The sequence below is a fragment of the Streptomyces sp. NPDC006476 genome (genome assembly GCF_040612015.1).
GTDB lineage: Bacteria > Actinomycetota > Actinomycetes > Streptomycetales > Streptomycetaceae > Streptomyces > Streptomyces griseorubiginosus_B.
In genome coordinates, this window is record NZ_JBEXPK010000008.1 from 227,291 (window position 1) to 244,998 (window position 17,708).

A 17,708-nucleotide genomic window follows, 5' to 3' on the forward strand; every position below is an offset into this window, starting at 1 on the left:
CCTACCCGCACCGCACACAGAGGTCATCCGATGAGTACCGCAGCAGCCGTTCCCGAAGCATCCGACGACTCCGGAGGGTCAGCCGACACCGGCACCGGACTGTCCCTGCGCGGGCTGAGCAAGGAGTTCAAGCTCGGCCGACAGCGCGTACCCGCACTGGCCGGCGTCGACCTGGACACGGCTGAGGGGCAGTTCCTCGCGCTGCTGGGGCCGTCGGGCTGCGGCAAGTCGACCGTTCTGCGGATCCTCGCCGGGCTCGACAGCCCGACCTCCGGTACGGCCCTCGTACACGGCGAGGACCCCGAGGCGGCCCGCAAACGGCACCACCTGGGCATAGCCTTCCAGGACGCCGCGCTGCTCCCGTGGCGCTCGGTCGCCGCCAACATCCGGCTCCCGCTGGAGATCAGCGGCATCAAGGCCGACCCGGCGGCGATCTCCGACCTCATCCAGCTGGTCGGCCTCGAAGGCTTCGAGAAGGCACGCCCCGCCCAGCTCTCCGGCGGCATGCGGCAACGCGTCGCCATCGCCCGCTCTCTGGTCGTCGACCCCAAGGTGCTGCTGCTGGACGAACCGTTCGGCGCGCTGGACGACATGACCCGCCAGCGGCTCAACCTCGAACTCCAGCGCATCTGGCAGGCCCGCGCGGTGACCACCCTGCTCGTCACGCACTCCATCAACGAGGCCGTGCTGCTGAGCGACACCGTCGCGGTCATGTCGCCCCGTCCGGGCCGGATCGTGGAGAAGGTCACCATCGACCTGCCCCGTCCCCGCACACCGGAGATGATGCGCTCGCCCGAGTTCCACGCGTACGCCGACCAGTTGTCGGAACTCCTGTTCGGCCGCGTCGACACGCCCGCCGACAGCGCCGCCGACGCTCCCGATCCCGCGGTGGAGGCGTCATGAGTGCGCGGCGTTCCGCCTGGACCGGCGGGGCCCTCGGCATCGCGGCTCTGATCGGGGCGTGGGCGCTGCTGTCCACCACGGTCGTCGGCACCGGGGACGGCGTACCCACCCCCTGGGCGGTCGTGGCCAGCGTGTTCGACGACGGCTGGACCTTCTACAGTCCGCATGTCGAGCAGACCGTCGGCGAGGCCCTGACCGGCTATCTGGTCGGCAACGGGCTGGCGCTGGGCCTGGCGGTACTCGTGCTGCTGGTGCCCGTGCTGGAGCGGGTGATCACGCAGATCGCGGTGGCCTCCTACTGCCTGCCCATCGTGGCGATCGGCCCGATCCTGTCCCTCGTCCTCGACGGGGACAAGCCGATGTCGGCGATGGCCGGGCTGTCGGTCTTCTTCACCACCCTCATCGGCGCACTGCTCGGGCTGCGCTCGGCCGACCCGGCCGCGCTCGACCTGGTACGCGCCTACGGCGGCGGCCGCTGGCAGCAGATGCTGCGGGTCCGCCTGATCGCCGCGCTGCCCAGCACGCTGGCGGCACTCAAGATCGCCGGCCCGGCGGCCCTGCTCGGCGCGATCATCGGCGAGTACCTCGGCCGCGTCGACAGCGGCCTCGGTATCGCCATGACCATCGCCCAGCAGCAGCTCGACGTGCCCCGCACCTGGGGCATCGCCCTGGTCTCGGGCGCGGTGGCAGGCGTCGCGTACGGGGTGGTCGGGCTGGTCGCCCGCTACGCCCTGCCGTGGTCGCGCACGACGACAGTGGAAGGCGGAGGCGCATGAGCACCGTGACGGAGACGGGGACCAGGACGGACGCGGCCCCCGCGCTGCGCTTCGCGGCGGGCGTGCTGCGCCCGCTGCTGAACGTGGTCGTGACGATGGCGGCCGTCATCGTCCTGTGGATCATCTTCCTGCAGGTCTACGACCTGGACCCGCTGGTGGCCAAGTCACCGGTCGACATCTTCCACTACTTGTTCACCGGCCCGGACGCGGGCGCCCACCGGTCCCTGGTCTCCTCCGGTCTGGGCCGCACGCTGCTGGACGCCGGGTCCGGCTTCGTCGCCGGACTGGCGGCGGCGGCCGGGGTGGCGGTCGTCTTCGTCCTCCTCCGGAGCGTCGAGCAGGCCCTGCTGCCGATGGCGGTCGTCGTACGCTCCGTGCCCTTGGTGGCGATGACCCCCCTCATCACCCTCGTCTTCGGTCGCGGCCTGCTGGCCACCACCGTCATCAGCGGCCTGATCGTCTTCTTCCCCGCCCTGGTCACCATGGTCTTCGGCCTGCGCTCCGCCTCCCGTCAGGCCGCCGACCTGTGCCGCGCGTACGGCGCCGGAGACTGGACCGTCGCCCGCAAGGTCATGCTGCCCAGCGCGGTCCCCGCGTTCTTCGCCAGCGCGCGCGTCGGTGTCCCCGGAGCCCTGATCGGCGCGCTGCTCGCCGAATGGCTCTCCACCGGACAAGGCCTCGGCTACGCCATGCTCAAGGACTCCTCCACCTTCGACTACGACCACCTCTGGGCCTCGGTCGCGGTCCTCACCGCGGTGTCCGCACTGGCGTACAACATCATCGCGGCCATCGAGACCGTCGCCCTGGCCCGCTTCGCGCCCAACATCCGCCCGGGCACCTGACCCCGTCCCGCCTGCAACTGGAGACCTGCGCAATTGGATGCCTCCGCCTTCGAAGGCTCTCCTCCACCCACGCCGTCACCCTGACTGGCGCCCTGGGCCATGCGCTACGGCGCACGCGGCACTCGCCAGCGCCGTCTGCGACGCGGCCACGGCGCTCGGCCTGGGCGGGCCGGGCACGCACCCTGGTCTCCGGCACCGCCGTCGACATTTGCAAGTCCCTGGCGCACACCCCTCTTTTGACGCGCTCGCTGCATGGCCCGGAATGGGAACACCACAGCAGCCAGTGCGCCCCGTTCCTTCTCGCCCTCCTCACCGGGGAAGCCGACACCGAGTACTTCACCGACCTGCCCTTGGACAGCCACGGCTTCGACTCCAACGACGACATCCTCGATTAGCTGCGGCAGGGGTCACGAGGCCCGGAAAAGGTCACCGTCGTCGCCGCCCTGGTGGAGAGGGTCGTCCAACGCGGCGTATGCCGACGCCGCGGCCAGGCCACCCGCGCCCTGGCCCTCACCCTGCGGCTCGGCGGCAGCGCCATCACCACCCTGACGCCCGTCGACGGCGCCACCTGGAAGTCAGCCTTGGGCGACGGCACGCCCACCCCGCCCCGGTCTGCCACGCCTCCGACTCAAGTCGGCTCCTGACCGCGATGATCCCAAGGGGCTTACGCGGTGTTTCCGGAGGCTGTCGGTTGTTGTTCCGCGGCCCAGGAGGCCAGGAGGCGCAGCCCGTGAAGGGGGAGCCGGGTTCGGCGTTCCACACGACGTGCTGGACGCCTCCCCCGCTGGCCGACGCCCATATCGCGGCGATCAAAAGCGCGGGTGAGTGTCGGCACCCGCCACAGCGATGCCGGTCTGCTCACAGCCTCACCATTCGTTCGTGCGGATCCTCGGGGCTGGGCTGATGTGGATGGCCATCTGCGTTCTGCTCGTGGATGACCAGGCCCTGATCCGCACCAGCTTCCGCGTGCTCATCGAGTCGGAACCGGACCTGGAGGCCGTCGGAGAGGCGGCGATGGGCGAAGAAGCGGTGAGACTCGCCGGCAGCACCCGTGCCATCTCGACGAACGAAGGCCTCGCGGGGGGTGTACGGGTGCTGCTCCTGACGACCGCCGAAACCGACGCGTACGTCTTCAAGGCACTGCGTGCCGGGGCCAGCTGGATCCTTGGAATGGGAGTGGCGCTCTCCGGCCTCCTCGACGCCATCCAGCTGGTGGCTCGCGGAGAGGCGCTGCTGTCACCCACGGCGACCAAGGCGCTCATAGCCCACTACCTTGCCACTCCCGACCTGATGAACACTCCAGCGCCGGAGCTGAGGCGTCTGGCCGAACGGTGGAGATCAGGCTCGTGCGTCTCGCTGCTGCACTTCCTTAAGGACTCCGGCCACCGTCACGAAGTCGTTGTCCACGTGGAGAACGGTGTGCCCATGGTGTACAGCTGTCGCACACACCAACAGGTCGATCGCCCCAGCTGCCCGATGCCGGCCCTGCTGGGTCAGTTTGTACTGGGCGGTGTCGACCCAACGCCAGGCGTTCTTCGGAACCGGAGAGAGCAAGCAGAGCGCGTCCAGTTCCTCTGCGAGCTCATCCCGATGGGACGGGCTGGTTGCCGAGTAGAGAAATTCGGCACGTGTCGGCTCGCAGAGGTGGAACACACCGGCGGCAATGTGTCCCTCCCAGGGCCGCAATGCGCCTGGGGTACGAAACAGGTGCCACAGAGCCGAGGTGTCCACCAGATACGTGATCACTCGAAGGCCTCGCGTCGGGCGCGCTTCTCCGCGTCATGCGCCGCCGCGGCCTGCTCGAACTCTCCACGCGCACCCCGCGCGGCCAGCTTCTCCGCAGCCTCAAGCCGCTTGATCCGCGCCACGTAGTCCCGAAGGGCCGCGTTGACGGTCTCCTTCTTCGTCGTGACGCCCATGAGCCGCATGGCCTCGGCCAGCGCCTCGTCGTCGAGATCAATCTGCGTGACGGACATCGGACACCTCCAACATCCACGATGTATGCACCCAAGATACATCACCAACATTGGGCGCAGCCATCGATCACAAACAGACCACGCGAGGGAAGTGCGCTGGATGTCGTGGCGTTCCCATGGGCCGCTTCCCGCGACGGGGCGAGCCGGCGGAGCCCTGCTCGACGTCGACACGAAATACCGCATAGGCGCCATGCCCGACCTGACCGAAATCGGCGTCCAGAAATCTGTCCAGACGATCATGAAATCATGATCAACACGGTGCCGCCAGGACTCTCCGACTCTCGCCCCGACCAGGGAAGTGGCTGGTCAGAAGGTTTCTTCTCGCGTAGCGAGTGGTGGGGCGGGTGGGACTCGAACTCACGACCGACGGATTATGAGTCCTTTGAGGATCTTGGCGACCCTTGTCGATCAATGCTCATCTTGGCCGTTTTCCCAGGTCAGACGAGGTTTGGCGCCTCAGTCCTTCTCGGCCCTTGTCAGTCTTGTCCGATCCTTGTGTCCAACCTGCGTCCGGAACGCGTCCCGGAGAGACGGGCACGGCTGGGCGTCGAGACGATCACCCCAGCTCGGAGCGGGACTCCGGCTCACCCGCAGCGGATACGGCCCTGAGCCCGAGCCGGAAAGCCGGCCCGGGCTCAGGAGCACGACGTACGTGATCAGGCGTACGCGTTGAACTCTGCGATCGACCACCAGTTGTCGGCGCTGCCGGTGTTGACCACCTTGACGTAGCGCGCCGTCTGCATCGCGAACGAGGCCACTTCGACCGGGTGGCCCGACGCTATGGAAGCGACCTTCGTCCAGCCACTGCCGTCGGACGACACGTACACGTCCGCGCTTCGCGCATAGTCGTTCACACTGCTGCCCGCATCCAGCTCGACCGTGTCGATCTTCATGGCCTTCCCCATGTCCACCTCCACCCACTGGCCCGAGGACTGCCCGGCACCCGAGGTGTAGCGGGTGTCGATGTCACCGTCGAGCATGTGCGGGAGCACGTCGTTGGGCCATGGGCTCGTGTTCGACGCTGTCGCGGTCCAGTCGGTTCTCGACAGCTGGGTGCCGGAGACGGGGCCCGCGTAGACGTTGAACTCTGCGATGGACCACCAGTTGCCGGCGCTGCCGGTGTCGACCACCTTGACGTAACGCGCCGTCTGCGTCGCGAAGGTCACTGCCTCGACCGGTTGACCAGAGGCGATGGAGGCAACCTTCGTCCAGTCGCTTCCGTCGGACGACACATACACATCCGCGCTTCGCGCGTAGTCGTTCACGCTGCTGCCCGCGTCCAGCACGACCGTGTCGAAGTTCTCGGCCTTCCCCATGTCCACCTCCACCCACTGACCGGATTCCTGCCCGGCACCCGAGGTGTAGCGGGTGGTGAGGTCGCCGTCGAGCATGTGCGGGAGCACGTCGTTGGGCCATGGGCTCGTGTTCGATGCCGTAGCGGTCCAACCGGCCCTCGACAGCGGAATGCCGTAGACCGGGGTCGCGGATCCGCCCGCGTACACGTTGAACTCGGCGATCGACCACCAGTTGCCGGCACTGCCGGTGTTGACCACCTTGACGTAGCGCGCCGTCTGCGTCGCGAAGGTCACGGCTTCGATTTGCTGGCCGTCCGAGCGTATGGCGGCAACCTTCTTCCAGTCGGTCCCATCGGATGACACGTATACGTCCGCGCCTCGCGCATAGTCACCGGTACTGCTGCCCGAGTCCAGGGCGATGGTGTCGAAGCTCTGCGCCTTCCCCATGTCCACTTCCACCCACTGGCCGGATTCCTGCCCGGTTCCGGAGCTGTAGCGGGTGTCGGTGTCACCGTCGATCATGTTGGCGAGCACGTCGGTGGCGTACGGGCTCACCTTCGAGGCTGTCGCGGTCCAGCCGGTCTTCGAGAGCGCGGTGCCCAGGCCGTTGACGGTGAAGGTGGATCCGCCCGCGGGCTGTCCGCCGGCGCCGTTCACCGACACCTCGTACGTGCCCGAGGGGAGTCCGCCCGGAACGTACGCGCTGATGCTGGTGTCGGACCAGGTGGCGATGTCGGCGTGGATGCCTCCGAAGTACACGGTGCCCAGGCCCTGGGTGGCACCGAAGTGGGAGCCGGTGATCGTGAACTCGGAGCCCGGAATGCCGGTGGTGGGCGTCATGCTTCCGAAGTCGGGGATCGCATAGCTCGTCAGGCTCTTGGTCGTGAACATCGCCGATGTCCCGCCGGGCAGCGTGTACGTGTGTGTGCCGCCAGTGGATATCGGGAAGCTCTGGCTGCGCCCGGTTCCGTTGTAGACGACGGAGACGTTCGATCCGTCCGGTGCGGTCCAGTTCTGCAGCTGAAGTCCGTGCGGCACCGCGGTCGGGGCTCCGATCGAGCCGGTTTCGCCAGGGGTGCCGTACACCTTGATCTCACCGATGGACCAGTGGAAGAAGAACGACGGTGCGGTGCTGACGATGCGGATGTACCGCGCCTTCTGCGGTGGCAGGGTGATGGCCGTCCTGCCGAGGGCGCCGTTTCCGTTCGCGACCGCGCTGCCCCAGTGCTCGCCGTCGTCCGATACGTACACCTGATACTGGAAGACGGAGTCGAAGGCGTTCTTCGCCGTGTTGTCGAGGGTGATCTGGTCGAAGCTGGTCGTGCTGCCGAGGTCCACCTGGAACCAGTCGCCGCTCTTCATCTTGATCGCGGTGCGCCATCGGGTGCCGAGGTCGCCGTCGACGGCGTCCGCTGCCGGATCGCCCGACTGGCTCGAGGAGGACGTGACCTTCCATCCGCTGCGGCTGAGCGCCGTTCCCGGAGTCTTGATGGACGCTCCGACCGGGAGGGAGTACGTGGTCAGCTGGGAGTCGGTGGTGACGGAGTTCTGGATGGGCAGCAGTTGCGGGTCGTAGGTGATGGTCTGGCGACCGGTCGCCGACTTGAAGGTGAAGTCGTGCGTTAGGTCACCGACGTCGCCGGCCGCGGGGGTGCTGCCGCTTTGCGTGGGTCCCGAGTAGGTGAAGGTGGCGGCATTGCCCGCGTTCAGTGTGTAGTCGAACGACTGCGTCCCGTCCGCGACGCTGATGGTCTTCGCGGCCTTCGAGTCGTTGTACGCGACGAGGACCTTCGATCCGTCGGGATTCTGGAAGGCGACGTCGTTGACGCTGCCGGCCCCGAAGGTGTTCGAGTAGATGCGGTGGGCTCCGGGCTTGACGAACTTCGTGACCTGGGCGAGTGCGTAGTAGTCCGGGTTGTACGTGACGTCGCCGCTCGCCGGGTCGATGGTCACCAGTCCGCGGCATTCACCGATGCCGTTCGTGTCGCTGTTGAGCGGACCCATGGCGGGATCGAGTGCAATGTTCCAGAGCATCGCGCCGTTCGCGTAGTTGCGCGTGGTGTCGATCATCCAGGTGTCGAGGGCGTCATGGAAGGCCACCTGCTTGTCGGCCTGCCACACGCCTCCGGTGGCTTCCGTGAGGTACAGCTGTTTGCTCGGATAGTCGTTGTGGGCCAGCGTCTGGTAGATCGGGGTGCCGCTGTAGATGTGGAACCCGGCCCCCACGGCGTACTTGGCGGTCGTCGGATCGTTGTAGATCGACTCCGGGTACGAGGGCACGTCCCAGTTGTGGTCCCACGCGAGGATCTTCGTGGACAGGTCCTTGTCCATGAACGCCTTGCCCATCTCCTGGACCAGCTTGGTCTCCTGGCTGGGAGTCAGGTACGTCCCGGGCCAGGTCGGAGCGTTCAACGGCTCGTTCTGCGGTGTGACGTAGGCGATCGGCACCCCGGCCTTGCCGTAGGCCTGTATGTACTTGACGAAGTAGTTGGCTAGCGCCGAGTAGTCCGTGTCGAGGAGCGTTCCTCCGATCATGGAACCGGAGGTCTTCATCCAGCCCGGGGGGCTCCAGGGGGTCGACGTGACCTTGATGCCCGGGTTCAGGGCGAGCGCCTGCTTCAACTCCGGAATGATGTAGGCGGCATCGTGTTTGACGGAGAAGTGCGCCAGCGTCGGATCCGTCTGCCCCACCGGCATGTCGTCGTAGGAGTAGTTCCCGCTCGCCGTGAAGTCCGTGGCGCCCATGGGTGAGCGGACCATGCTGAGGCCGATGCCCGCGGAGGGGCTGAAGAGCTTCTGCATCAGGGCGTTGCGGCCGCTCGTCGGCAGTTTGTCGATGAGGTAGGCCGAGGAGTCGGTGAGCGCCGCTCCGAAGCCGGTGATCTTCTGGTATTTGACGGTGTCGTCGACCTTGATCGTGAGCGGGTTGGTCGTCTGCTGCGTCTGGAACGCCACGGCTTTCTGCTTGGCGACCCACTGGTTGGACCCGACGTCCGTGAGCCAGACCTGCACGGAGCTGCCGTCCGCCGGCGTTGCTGCCTGTGCCGGTGGGAAGGCGGATCCGGCTGCGAGGCCCACACTCAACGCGGTGAGCCGTAGCAGCATGCGTTTGATTCTTCGCATGCTCATCCTCCGAAGGAGCTTGTGTGCGGCAGTTGTTGTGCCGATGCGGTTGCACTCGCTAGGGGCAGTCGCCGACGGATGACCGTTCATCCACGGGACTGACAGCGATTGCGCGACTCGATGCGGTGTCGGCCTGCGTGATCGGCGCGACACAACGACGGCGCGACACAACGACGTTCTGGTCTCGACACGCGCTCCTGGCGGCTGACCCAGCGGCGGCAGTCACCGTCGCCCCGCTCCGTGGCGTATCCAACCCGCCGAGACCTCAGATACTAATTCGGGTTAGCGAGCAAACCGTAGGCTCGGCATGATCCCGCGTCAAGGGGATGATTCCGGGTAGTTCTCGGTGAATTCGGGGGGCTTGAGGGAGCGGCCCGGCTCAGGACCCAGTCCGCGTGCGGACCGCGGGGGCCGCCGTGGAGTCACGCATGACGAGCGGGCAGTGCACCAGTGCGCGGCCCGTCGGGGCGGCGGTCCGACCCTGGGCCAGCTGCTCCGCCGCCTGCCGTCCCATCGCGTCATAGGGCAGTCGTACGGTGCTCAGGGCCGGGCGGATCTCCGCCGCGAGCTGGAACTGGTCGTCGTATCCCATCACCGACACGTCCTCAGGCACCCGGACGCCTGCCTCCAGCAGACCCAGCAGCGCGCCGACGGCCATCCGGTCGTTTCCACACATGATGGCGGTCGGCAGGGGGCCGCGCCGCAGCAGCGTCCGCACCAGGTCGTGGCCGGAGTCGGCGTGGTAGTTGCCGGAGAGCACGGTCTGCTCGCGCGGGTTGAGTCCGGCGCCGCGCAGCGCCTCGCGAAAGCCGCGCAGCCGGGCTTTGGTGGCCCACTGGCTGGGGTTGCCCGTGAGGTAGGCGATGTCGCGGTGGCCGAGGTCGAGCAGCGCCTGGGTGGCCTCCCGTCCGCCGCGTTCCTCGTCGGGCACGATCGCCGGGACGGGGTCGTGCGGGGCGAAGCAGTTCAGCAGGATGGTCGGAACCCGGGTCGCGGCGTCCGGGAGGATCACCTGCCTGGTGCCGACCGCGGCGAAGATCAAGGCGTCGACCTGCCGGTCGAGGAGGTCGGTGATCAGTTGCTGCGCCCGGCGGTTCGAACCGCCGGTGTTGACCAGGAGCAGCAGGTTGCCCTGGCGGGTGCACGCCTCGTGTGCGCCTTTGATCGCGGCGGCGGCGAACTCGCCGAAGTCGACGTCGTGGCTGACGAAGCCGACGGTCGCGCTGCGCCCCTGCCGCAGTCCTTGGGCGGCGCGGTTGGGGCGGTAGCCGAGCTCGGCGACCGCCTGCAGGACTCGTTGCCGGGTCTCGTCGCTGATGGTCTGCCCAGACGTCTGGTTGAGCACGAAGGAGACCGTCGCGGGTGAGACGCCGGCCAGACGTGCAACGTCCACCCGTCGCGCTCGACTCGCCGGTGGTTGGCCAGGTGCATGGGCTGACACGCCGTAAGGCTAACCCCGCAGGGCGACGGCCCCGGTCCGGCGAGATGCAGGGGCCTCGTACGCATGTGTCCTCCGTACTGCCGCCAGGCGCGGCCTCCCTCCGGCCTGGAAGGTGACGCCACAACGGCAAAGCGCCCTGCTCCGCGGGGCTTTGGGGGCATCACCATCGGACCCGATGGCGGAATCTCCGATTCCCTCCGGAGGTTGGGCCGGCGGTCGCACACGGACATACCGGGGCCACGAGTCCGTAACGAGCCATTGACAGGAGCTGTGGCCGAAGGCACTCTCATCTCCACACGGATGGCAAAACGATTGGCCAACCGGAATCCACCAGTTTGAGCACCGGACTGAGGCAGGGGCGATGGCGCGCCGGATCGGGATCAAGGACGTGGCCGCGGCGGCGGGTGTGTCCGTCACGACCGTGTCGCACATCCTGAACGGCGTCGAGGGCAAGCGGGCGAGCGCCGAGACCCGGCAGCGCGTCCTGCGGATCGCCGATGAGCTCGGGTACGCGCCGAACGGACTGGCCCGGGGGCTGCGGTTGCAGCGGTCGCAGACCATCGGGTTCATCAGCGACGAGATCGCCACCACCCCCCACGCGGGCGGGATGGTCCTCGGAGCCCAGGAGGCCGCGGCGGCTCACGGCATGCTGCTGCTCCTGGTCAACACGGGCGGTGACGCCGAGCTCGAACGTCGCAGCATCGAGATGCTGCTCCAGCGTCAGGTCGACGGCGTGCTGTACGCGGCCATGTACCACCGGGTCGTGAGCCTGCCGGAGAGTCTGCGCGCCACGCCCACGGTGCTGCTGGACGCACGCTGCGAGGACTCCGTGATCCCCTCCGTGGTGCCCGACGAGGTGCAGGGTGGCTACACGGCGGTGCGCGAGCTGATCGACCACGGGCACCGCCGGATCGGCATGGTCGTGCCGACCGAGGACATCCCCGCGCTGGGCCTGCGCATCGAGGGTTACCGCAGGGCGCTGACCGACGCCGGGATCTCCTACGATCCCTCCCTGGTCGTCGCCGAGCCGACGGTGCCCACCGAGACCACCGCCGGTCACGCGGCCGCAGGCTACCGGGCGGCGCGGCGCCTGCTTTCGACGGACGAGCGGCCGACGGCGTTGTTCTGCTTCAACGACCGGATTTCCGCGGGCGCCTACCGGGCCGCCGCGGAGCTGGGACTGTCCGTCCCCGGCGACCTGTCGGTCATCGGGTTCGACAACCAGGAGCTGATCTGCGAGGCGCTCCACCCCGCGCTGAGCACGGTCCAGCTCCCGCACTACGAGATGGGAGCGCGGGCGGTCAGCCAGCTGCTCGCACTCACCGGAACGCCGGGGCCGCCACCGCGCCCGGTCACGCAGGAAATGCTGTCTTGCCCGCTGGTGGCGCGGGCATCGGTCGCTTCGCCGCCCCGACTCTGACCCCGGGACGGCGAAGCATTCGCACTACGACAGGCGACCGTTACGACCGGTCGTCATCCCTGTCCGTACTTGGTACACACAGTGAGGGTACACGCATGTCCTCTGGCCTTTTCAAGGAGCCGCTGAGCCGTCGCGGCCTGCTGAGAGCGGGCGCCGCCTCGGCCGCGCTGGCGGGCGTGGGCGGACTGGCCTCCGCCTGCTCGTCCGGCTCCTCCTCTTCCGGTTCCTCCGGCTCGAAGGTGCTGAACGTCGCCGTCTTCGCCGCACAGACGCAGGCGGACAAGATGGCTGAGGCCGCCAAGGCGTTCGAGGCCGCGCACCCCGGCGTGAAGGTGAAGTTCACCGGCACCACGGGCACGGACTGGAACGACTTCTTCAGCAAGCTGCTCACCCAGATCGCGGCCGGCAACGCACCGGACATCGCGGCGGTGGCCACTGAGGGCCTGCAGCTGTTCGCGGCCAAGGGACTGGCCCAGCCGCTGGACGACTACGTCAAGCGCGACGCGGCCGCGCTCAAGCCGTACTTCGCCGACGTCCACCCGGCCCTCGTCGAGGCGATGATGTACCAGGGGCATCTGTACGAACTGCCGACCGACTTCAACGCCGGAAACATGTTCTACAGCACCTCCCTGTTCAGCAGCGTCGGCATGGACCGCCCCGCCGACAACTGGACCAAGGACGACTTCTACGACATCGCCAAGAAGATCTCCGCCAAGGGCGGCAACACGGTCGGCTACGACTGGGTCGTACGGCTGTGGGGCAGCTGGACGTCCTGGATGTACGCCAACGGCGGCAACCTGCTCACCGAGGGCAAGTGGGACGGCGGCGACTGGCTGTGGAACACCTTCTACCCGAACAACCCCCTTGCGGCCGGCCGCAAGGGCGGCTGGCGCTGGGGCGACCCCACCGCCAACTCCGCCCCGGTCGTCGAGGCCCTCGACTACATGGTCCAGCTGCACAAGGAGGGCCTGTCGCCCAGCCCTGACGTCGGCGGCGGCACCACCCTGCAGGGCCTGTTCGCCAGCAACAAGATCGGCATGTCCGTCGGCGGCGGCTTCTGGGCGGGCGGCCTGCACAACGCCGGCATGCGGACGGGCTCGTTCGACGTGCAGTACTTCCCCAAGTGGAAGACCCAGCGCCACCTGTTCGGCACCGGCGGCTACGGCATCATGAAGTCGTCCAAGAACAAGGACCTGGCCTGGGAACTCCTGAAGACCCTGGTGACCCCCCAGAGCCTGGACCTGCTGTTCCCGGGCAATGTCACCACCTTCCCGCGCAAGTCGATGTCGACGGCCGCCCGGTACGCGACCACCGGCCCCAAGCACTGGAACGTCTTCTACGACACGCTCGATCTCGACAACACCGCTCCGATCCCGGCGCCGCCGTACTACAACGCCATGGCCATCGCGCTGAACAAGCGCACCACCCAGGCCATGTCCAGCGGCAACGCCAAGGCGGCCCTCGACGGCCTGCAGAGCGATCTCGAGACCGCAGCGAAGACGGGATGACGCGCTGATGTCGCAGCCAGTCCAGAGCCGTAGCCTCGCGTCCGCCCCGGCGGGCGCGCGGCCCGGCCGCGCCCCGCTGCACCAGGCGGATCCGACGGCGGCGCTGCGTCGCCGCGCTCAGGCCCGCCAAGCCCGCCGCGAAGCGCTCTTCGGGTACGGGATGGTCGCGCTGTCGCTGGTGGTGGTGTTCGTCTTCACCGTGGCGCCGATCGTCGGGTCGTTCGTTCTCGCACTGTTCAAGTGGGACGCCATAACCAGCCCCCAGTTCGTCGGCCTGCAGAACTTCGACACCCTGCTGCACGACAAGGCGGTCACCCACTCTCTGCTGGTGACCTCCGGCCTCGCCGTGATGATCGTCTTCCTGCAGGTCGCCCTCGGTCTGGGCCTGGCCCTGCTGGTGGCCCAGCGCGCCTCGAAGATCGTGCAGAACCTGTTCCGTGCGGCGTTCTTCATGCCGATGCTGGCCTCGGCGGCGTCGATCTCGATCGTGATGTCGTACATCTTCGACGACCACTTCGGAGTGATCAACTACTACCTGGGCGCCCTCCACCTGCCCACGGTCCCCTGGCTGAGTTCGACCACCGGAGCGACGGCCACCATCGTGATCGTCGCTGTGTGGCAGCAACTCGGCTTCACGTTCATCCTCTTCGTCGCCGCCCTCGGCTCCGTACCACCGGACGTCCTGGAGGCCGCGCAGATCGACGGCGCGTCGTCCGCCCGCGTGTTCTGGCGGATCAAGCTCCCCCTGATCAGCCCCACGGTGCTGTTCGCCTGCACCGTCGGCCTCATCAACACGATGCAGTTGTTCGACCAGCCCTACGTGATGACCAAGGGCGGTCCGGGCGACGCGACCTACACCACCGTCCTGCTCGTCTACCAGACGGCCTTCCAGAACCTCCAGTTCGGCTATGCCTCGGCCGTCTCCGTACTGCTCTTCGTCGCCCTGCTGGTCATCACGGCCGTGCAGTTCACGGTGAGCCGGAAGTGGGTGTTCTACTCATGACCGCCGTCCTCGACCGGCCCGCCGCCGCATCGCCCGGGCGCCGGCGCCTGCGGATCACCTCGCTGCTGTCGGTCACCGTCCTGACCGTGGCGGCCGTACTGATCGTGGCGCCGCTCGTGTGGGCACTGTCCACCTCGCTGCGCACCCCGGCCACCTCCTTCGACCAGCCCCCGCAGTGGATCCCCACCCATCCGATCTGGTCGAACTACCAGGCCGTCTTCCAGAAGGTCCCGCTGGGAACCTTCTTCCTCAACAGCACCCTGGTCACCGGGCTGATCGTGGTCGGCCAGCTGATCACCTCGACCATGAGCGGCTATGCCTTCGCCATGGTGCGCTTCCGCGGCAACAAGGCGCTGTTCGCCGTCATCCTGGCCACCATGATGGTGCCGCTCCAGACGACCATCATCCCGGTCTTCTTGATCATCAAGTACCTGGGCCTGACCGACACCAGCATGGCCCTGGTCCTGCCCGCCGTCGGCGGTGCCTTCGGCACCTTCCTGATGCGCCAGTACTTCCTGCAGATGCCCCGCGAACTCGGCGAGGCGGCACGCGTGGACGGGGCCTCGCACTTCCAGGTCTTCGCCCGCATCTACGCCCCGATGGCGCGGGCGCCGATGGCCACGCTGGCGGTGCTGACGTTCTCCGCCTACTGGAACGAGTTCTTCCGCCCGCTGATCTTCCTCCAGTCCACCGACAAGTTCACCCTGCCCCTGGGCCTGGTGAGCCTGCAGGGAACCCTGGGCACCGGCAGCATCTCCATCGTGCTCGCCGGAGTGGTCATCGCCCTGATCCCCAGCGTGCTGATCTTCGTCGCCGCCCAGCGGTACTTCGTCGAGGGGATCGTGGCCGGCTCCTTCCGCTGACTGCCGCCGCTCCCCGCACGCTTTCCAACTCCTCGAAAGGCACGCGTGTGTCCACCGCGCCCTTTGACCCCCTTGACCCGCACCGGCCCGTCGCGCATCTGCGCCCGCCCCGCAACTGGATCAACGACCCCAACGGACTGGCCTTCCACGACGGCCACTACCACGTCTGCTACCAGTACAACCCGTACGGCACCCGCCACGAGAACATGCACTGGGGCCACTTCCGCAGCCCCGACCTGCTCAGCTGGGAGCCACTGCCCATCGCCCTCGCTCCCACACCAGGCGGCGAGGACGCCGCCGGCTGCTTCTCCGGCAACGCCGTCTCCGACGGCGACCGGCTGATCGCCTTCTACTCCGCCCTCCGCGAAGACCGCTGGTACCAGCCGGTCACCACCGCCACCTCCCGCGACGGCGGCCGCACCTTCCGCCCCCGCGGCGACCTGCTCATCCCCGAACCCCCCGACGGCTGCACCATGTACCGCGACCCGTACGTCTGGCGGGACGGTACGCGCTGGCGGATGCTGGTCGGCGCCGCACTCGCCGACGGCCGCGGGGCCGCTCTTCTCTACGAATCACCCGACCTTGAGACCTGGACCTACCGAGGACCCTTCTGTGCCGGCACACCGCAGCCGGTCGGCTCCGGTGACCGGTACACAGGGGAAGGCTGGGAGTGCCCCCAATACCTCCCGGCGGCCGACGGCTCCGGCCGGGGTGCCCTCATCTACAGCGCATGGGACCCACATGACGGTCCCAGATGTTCGGTGGCCCTGGTCGGCCACGAGACCGGCGGGGTCTTCGAAGCCGACGCCGCACCGGTCCTCCTCGACCACGGCCCGGACTGCTACGCGCCCGCGCTGCTGCGCGCACCGGGGGGCAGATGGCTGCTGTGGGGCTGGTCCTGGGAAGCCCGCGAGGAAGCCTGGGCCGCCCAGGACGGCTGGGCCGGAACGCTCACCCTTCCCCGCGAGATCTCCCTCACGCAGGACGGCTCACTGCACCAGCAGCCCGCCGCCGAACTGCTGGCCCTGCGCGGCGACCACACCGTCCACGCGCAGGGACGGACCACCGGCGCGGATCCGGTGGAACTGGGCGACGTCGGCCGCAGCTTCGACCTCACGGCACGTCTGGAGACCTCCGGCGAGGCCGGCCTGCGCCTGGTCACCGCCGCCGACGGCTCCGAGTACCTCGACATCCGCCTCGACCCCGCCACAGGTCACCTGGTCGTCGACCGCGACAGGGCCTCCCGGGACGCCCGCGCCCGCGGCGGTTCCTACCGGATGCCCTGCCCCGTAAGCCGACCGGTCGACCTGCGCGTGGTCGTCGACCACTCCACCGCCGAGATCTTCCTGACCGCCACGGGCCAGGTGCTCACCCTGCGCTTCTACCCGACCGGCGAGGTCCCGTGGCGCCTGCAGGCCCGCAGTGCGCCCGGGGCTGGCCTCGGCTACACCGTCGACGCGTGGGACCTGCTGCCCCTCGTGATCAAGGACCCGAGCGGCGACGTCGAACAGCCGGAAAAACGGTCCGCATGACGGCGCTCATCATCGGAGAAGCCCTGGTCGACGTGGTGTGGCCCGCAGGCAGCCCAAACCTCACCCCGCACCCCGGCGGCAGCCCCGCCAACGTCGCCGTCGGGCTGCGACGGCTAGGTCCTGTCCGGCGGATCATGTGACTGTCGGATTGCTGGCTCGTTGATCTCGGTATGGGGCGGGGTGATCTCACGAATGCCGACTGGTTCCGGTTGGAGCCGCATCTGCCGTCGTCCGGGCTTCGAGGCGGACGTTGGAACGATCACCGCAAGGTGATCAACGGCATCCTGTTCCGTGTCCGAACGGGCATACCGTGGCGGGACCTTCCTGAGCGTTTCGGCAGCTGGAAGACCGTCTATGAGCGGCACCGGCGCTGGTCGGCGGACGGCACGTGGGACCGGATCCTGCGTGCCGTCCAGGCCGACGCCGACCTCGCGGGCCGGATCGACTGGAGCATGGTCAGCGTCGACTCGACGTCCTGCCGTGCCCATCAGCACGCGGCCGGGGCCCGTAAGAAGAAGCCGCGTGTGCCGAAAAAAGCACGATGCCCCGGCACCACCGCCCCGACGAAGGACTCGGACGGTCCCGGGGCGGTCTGACCTGCAAGATCCACCTCGCCGGTGAAGGCGGGTGCCGGCCGATGGCCTTCCTGGTCACGCCGGGCCAGTGGGGCGACGCACCGCAGATGATCGAGGTCCTGGAGCGGATCCGGGTGCCCCGCCCACAGGGCGGTCACCCGCGAACGCGGCCCGACCACCTCGGCGGCGACAAGGCATACAGCTCACGCCGCAACCGCCGCTACCTGCGAAGGCGCCAGATCAAGCACACGATCCCCGAGCCGAAGGACCAGCGGGCCAACCGCAAACGCCGCGGCAGCAAGGGCGGCCGGCCCACCGGCTTCGACAGCGAGATCTACAAACGCCGCAACACAGTTGAGAGGAGCAAGCCGCAGTGCTGTCATACCTGCGGTTCGCTGTCATGGCTGTTGTGTCCTTCCTCGTTGTCGATTATCGCCAGGCGCTGGTGGTG

The 17,708-nt window shown here is 68.2% G+C and carries 15 protein-coding genes and 2 pseudogenes; 13 read left to right on the top strand and 4 right to left on the bottom strand.

The genetic code is table 11. The features are described from left to right. Positions 1 to 30: 30 nt before the first annotated feature. From ABZZ74_RS11945 to ABZZ74_RS11970, 6 genes and pseudogenes are all read left to right on the top strand, one after another. Complete coding sequence (locus ABZZ74_RS11945) at positions 31 to 903, top strand: ABC transporter ATP-binding protein (protein WP_356763696.1); 873 nt, start codon at positions 31 to 33, stop codon at positions 901 to 903. Further along, entirely contained in the window at positions 900 to 1,679 is a 780-nt protein-coding gene (locus ABZZ74_RS11950; RefSeq protein WP_356763698.1) for an ABC transporter permease subunit, read from the top strand. Before ABZZ74_RS11945 ends, ABZZ74_RS11950 begins: the two co-directional genes overlap by 4 nt. Continuing rightward, a complete protein-coding gene (locus tag ABZZ74_RS11955; protein ID WP_356763700.1) occupies positions 1,676 to 2,521 on the top strand; it encodes an ABC transporter permease subunit in 846 nt (281 codons plus the stop codon). Before ABZZ74_RS11950 ends, ABZZ74_RS11955 begins: the two co-directional genes overlap by 4 nt. 236 nt (positions 2,522 to 2,757) lie before the next feature. Further along, positions 2,758 to 2,916 (top strand): hypothetical protein, encoded by a 159-nt coding sequence (locus ABZZ74_RS11960; RefSeq protein ID WP_356763702.1) that lies wholly within the window; start codon positions 2,758 to 2,760, stop codon positions 2,914 to 2,916. A 51-nt stretch (positions 2,917 to 2,967) separates the two neighbouring features. Next, positions 2,968 to 3,165, top strand: a complete 198-nt coding sequence (locus ABZZ74_RS11965) for a hypothetical protein (RefSeq protein WP_356763704.1) — start codon at positions 2,968 to 2,970, stop codon at positions 3,163 to 3,165. Between the two features lie 265 nt (positions 3,166 to 3,430). Next, positions 3,431 to 3,808: pseudogene (locus ABZZ74_RS11970) on the top strand (response regulator transcription factor); the annotation flags it as partial. Between the two features lie 51 nt (positions 3,809 to 3,859). On the opposite strand, the gene ABZZ74_RS11975 reads toward ABZZ74_RS11970, so the two are convergent. The 4 genes from ABZZ74_RS11975 to ABZZ74_RS11990 all read right to left on the bottom strand — a co-directional run bounded on the left by ABZZ74_RS11975 (position 3,860) and on the right by ABZZ74_RS11990 (position 10,308). Continuing rightward, entirely contained in the window at positions 3,860 to 4,267 is a 408-nt protein-coding gene (locus tag ABZZ74_RS11975) for a PIN domain nuclease (protein ID WP_356763706.1), read from the bottom strand. Next, positions 4,264 to 4,497: a type II toxin-antitoxin system VapB family antitoxin gene (locus tag ABZZ74_RS11980; protein ID WP_053672219.1), complete on the bottom strand. Its 234-nt coding sequence runs from the start codon at positions 4,495 to 4,497 to the stop codon at positions 4,264 to 4,266. Before ABZZ74_RS11980 ends, ABZZ74_RS11975 begins: the two co-directional genes overlap by 4 nt. 656 nt (positions 4,498 to 5,153) lie before the next feature. Beyond that, positions 5,154 to 8,915 carry a discoidin domain-containing protein gene (locus ABZZ74_RS11985; RefSeq protein ID WP_356763708.1) on the bottom strand — a complete coding sequence of 1,254 codons (3,762 nt, stop codon included), beginning with the start codon at positions 8,913 to 8,915 and terminating at the stop codon, positions 5,154 to 5,156. 379 nt (positions 8,916 to 9,294) lie between these two features. Continuing rightward, positions 9,295 to 10,308: a LacI family DNA-binding transcriptional regulator gene (locus tag ABZZ74_RS11990; RefSeq protein ID WP_356763710.1), complete on the bottom strand. Its 1,014-nt coding sequence runs from the start codon at positions 10,306 to 10,308 to the stop codon at positions 9,295 to 9,297. 409 nt (positions 10,309 to 10,717) lie between these two features. On the opposite strand from ABZZ74_RS11990, the gene ABZZ74_RS11995 reads away from it, so the two are divergent. The 7 genes and pseudogenes from ABZZ74_RS11995 to ABZZ74_RS12025 form a co-directional block, all read left to right on the top strand. Next, on the top strand, positions 10,718 to 11,776 hold the full coding sequence (locus ABZZ74_RS11995) for a LacI family DNA-binding transcriptional regulator (RefSeq protein WP_356763712.1): 1,059 nt from the start codon (positions 10,718 to 10,720) through the stop codon (positions 11,774 to 11,776). 95 nt (positions 11,777 to 11,871) lie between these two features. Then, positions 11,872 to 13,284 carry a sugar ABC transporter substrate-binding protein gene (locus ABZZ74_RS12000; RefSeq protein WP_356763714.1) on the top strand — a complete coding sequence of 471 codons (1,413 nt, stop codon included), beginning with the start codon at positions 11,872 to 11,874 and terminating at the stop codon, positions 13,282 to 13,284. A 7-nt stretch (positions 13,285 to 13,291) separates the two neighbouring features. After that, complete coding sequence (locus ABZZ74_RS12005; protein ID WP_356763716.1) at positions 13,292 to 14,287, top strand: sugar ABC transporter permease; 996 nt, start codon at positions 13,292 to 13,294, stop codon at positions 14,285 to 14,287. Further along, a complete protein-coding gene (locus ABZZ74_RS12010) occupies positions 14,284 to 15,150 on the top strand; it encodes a carbohydrate ABC transporter permease (protein ID WP_356763718.1) in 867 nt (288 codons plus the stop codon). Before ABZZ74_RS12005 ends, ABZZ74_RS12010 begins: the two co-directional genes overlap by 4 nt. A gap of 47 nt (positions 15,151 to 15,197) precedes the next feature. Continuing rightward, positions 15,198 to 16,682, top strand: coding sequence for a glycoside hydrolase family 32 protein (locus ABZZ74_RS12015; RefSeq protein WP_356763720.1), 1,485 nt, complete (start codon positions 15,198 to 15,200; stop codon positions 16,680 to 16,682). Further along, entirely contained in the window at positions 16,679 to 16,822 is a 144-nt protein-coding gene (locus ABZZ74_RS12020; protein WP_356763722.1) for a hypothetical protein, read from the top strand. Before ABZZ74_RS12015 ends, ABZZ74_RS12020 begins: the two co-directional genes overlap by 4 nt. Before the next feature lie 30 nt (positions 16,823 to 16,852). Beyond that, positions 16,853 to 17,622 (top strand): annotated as a pseudogene (locus ABZZ74_RS12025) (IS5 family transposase); the annotation flags it as partial. Positions 17,623 to 17,708 lie beyond the last annotated feature (86 nt).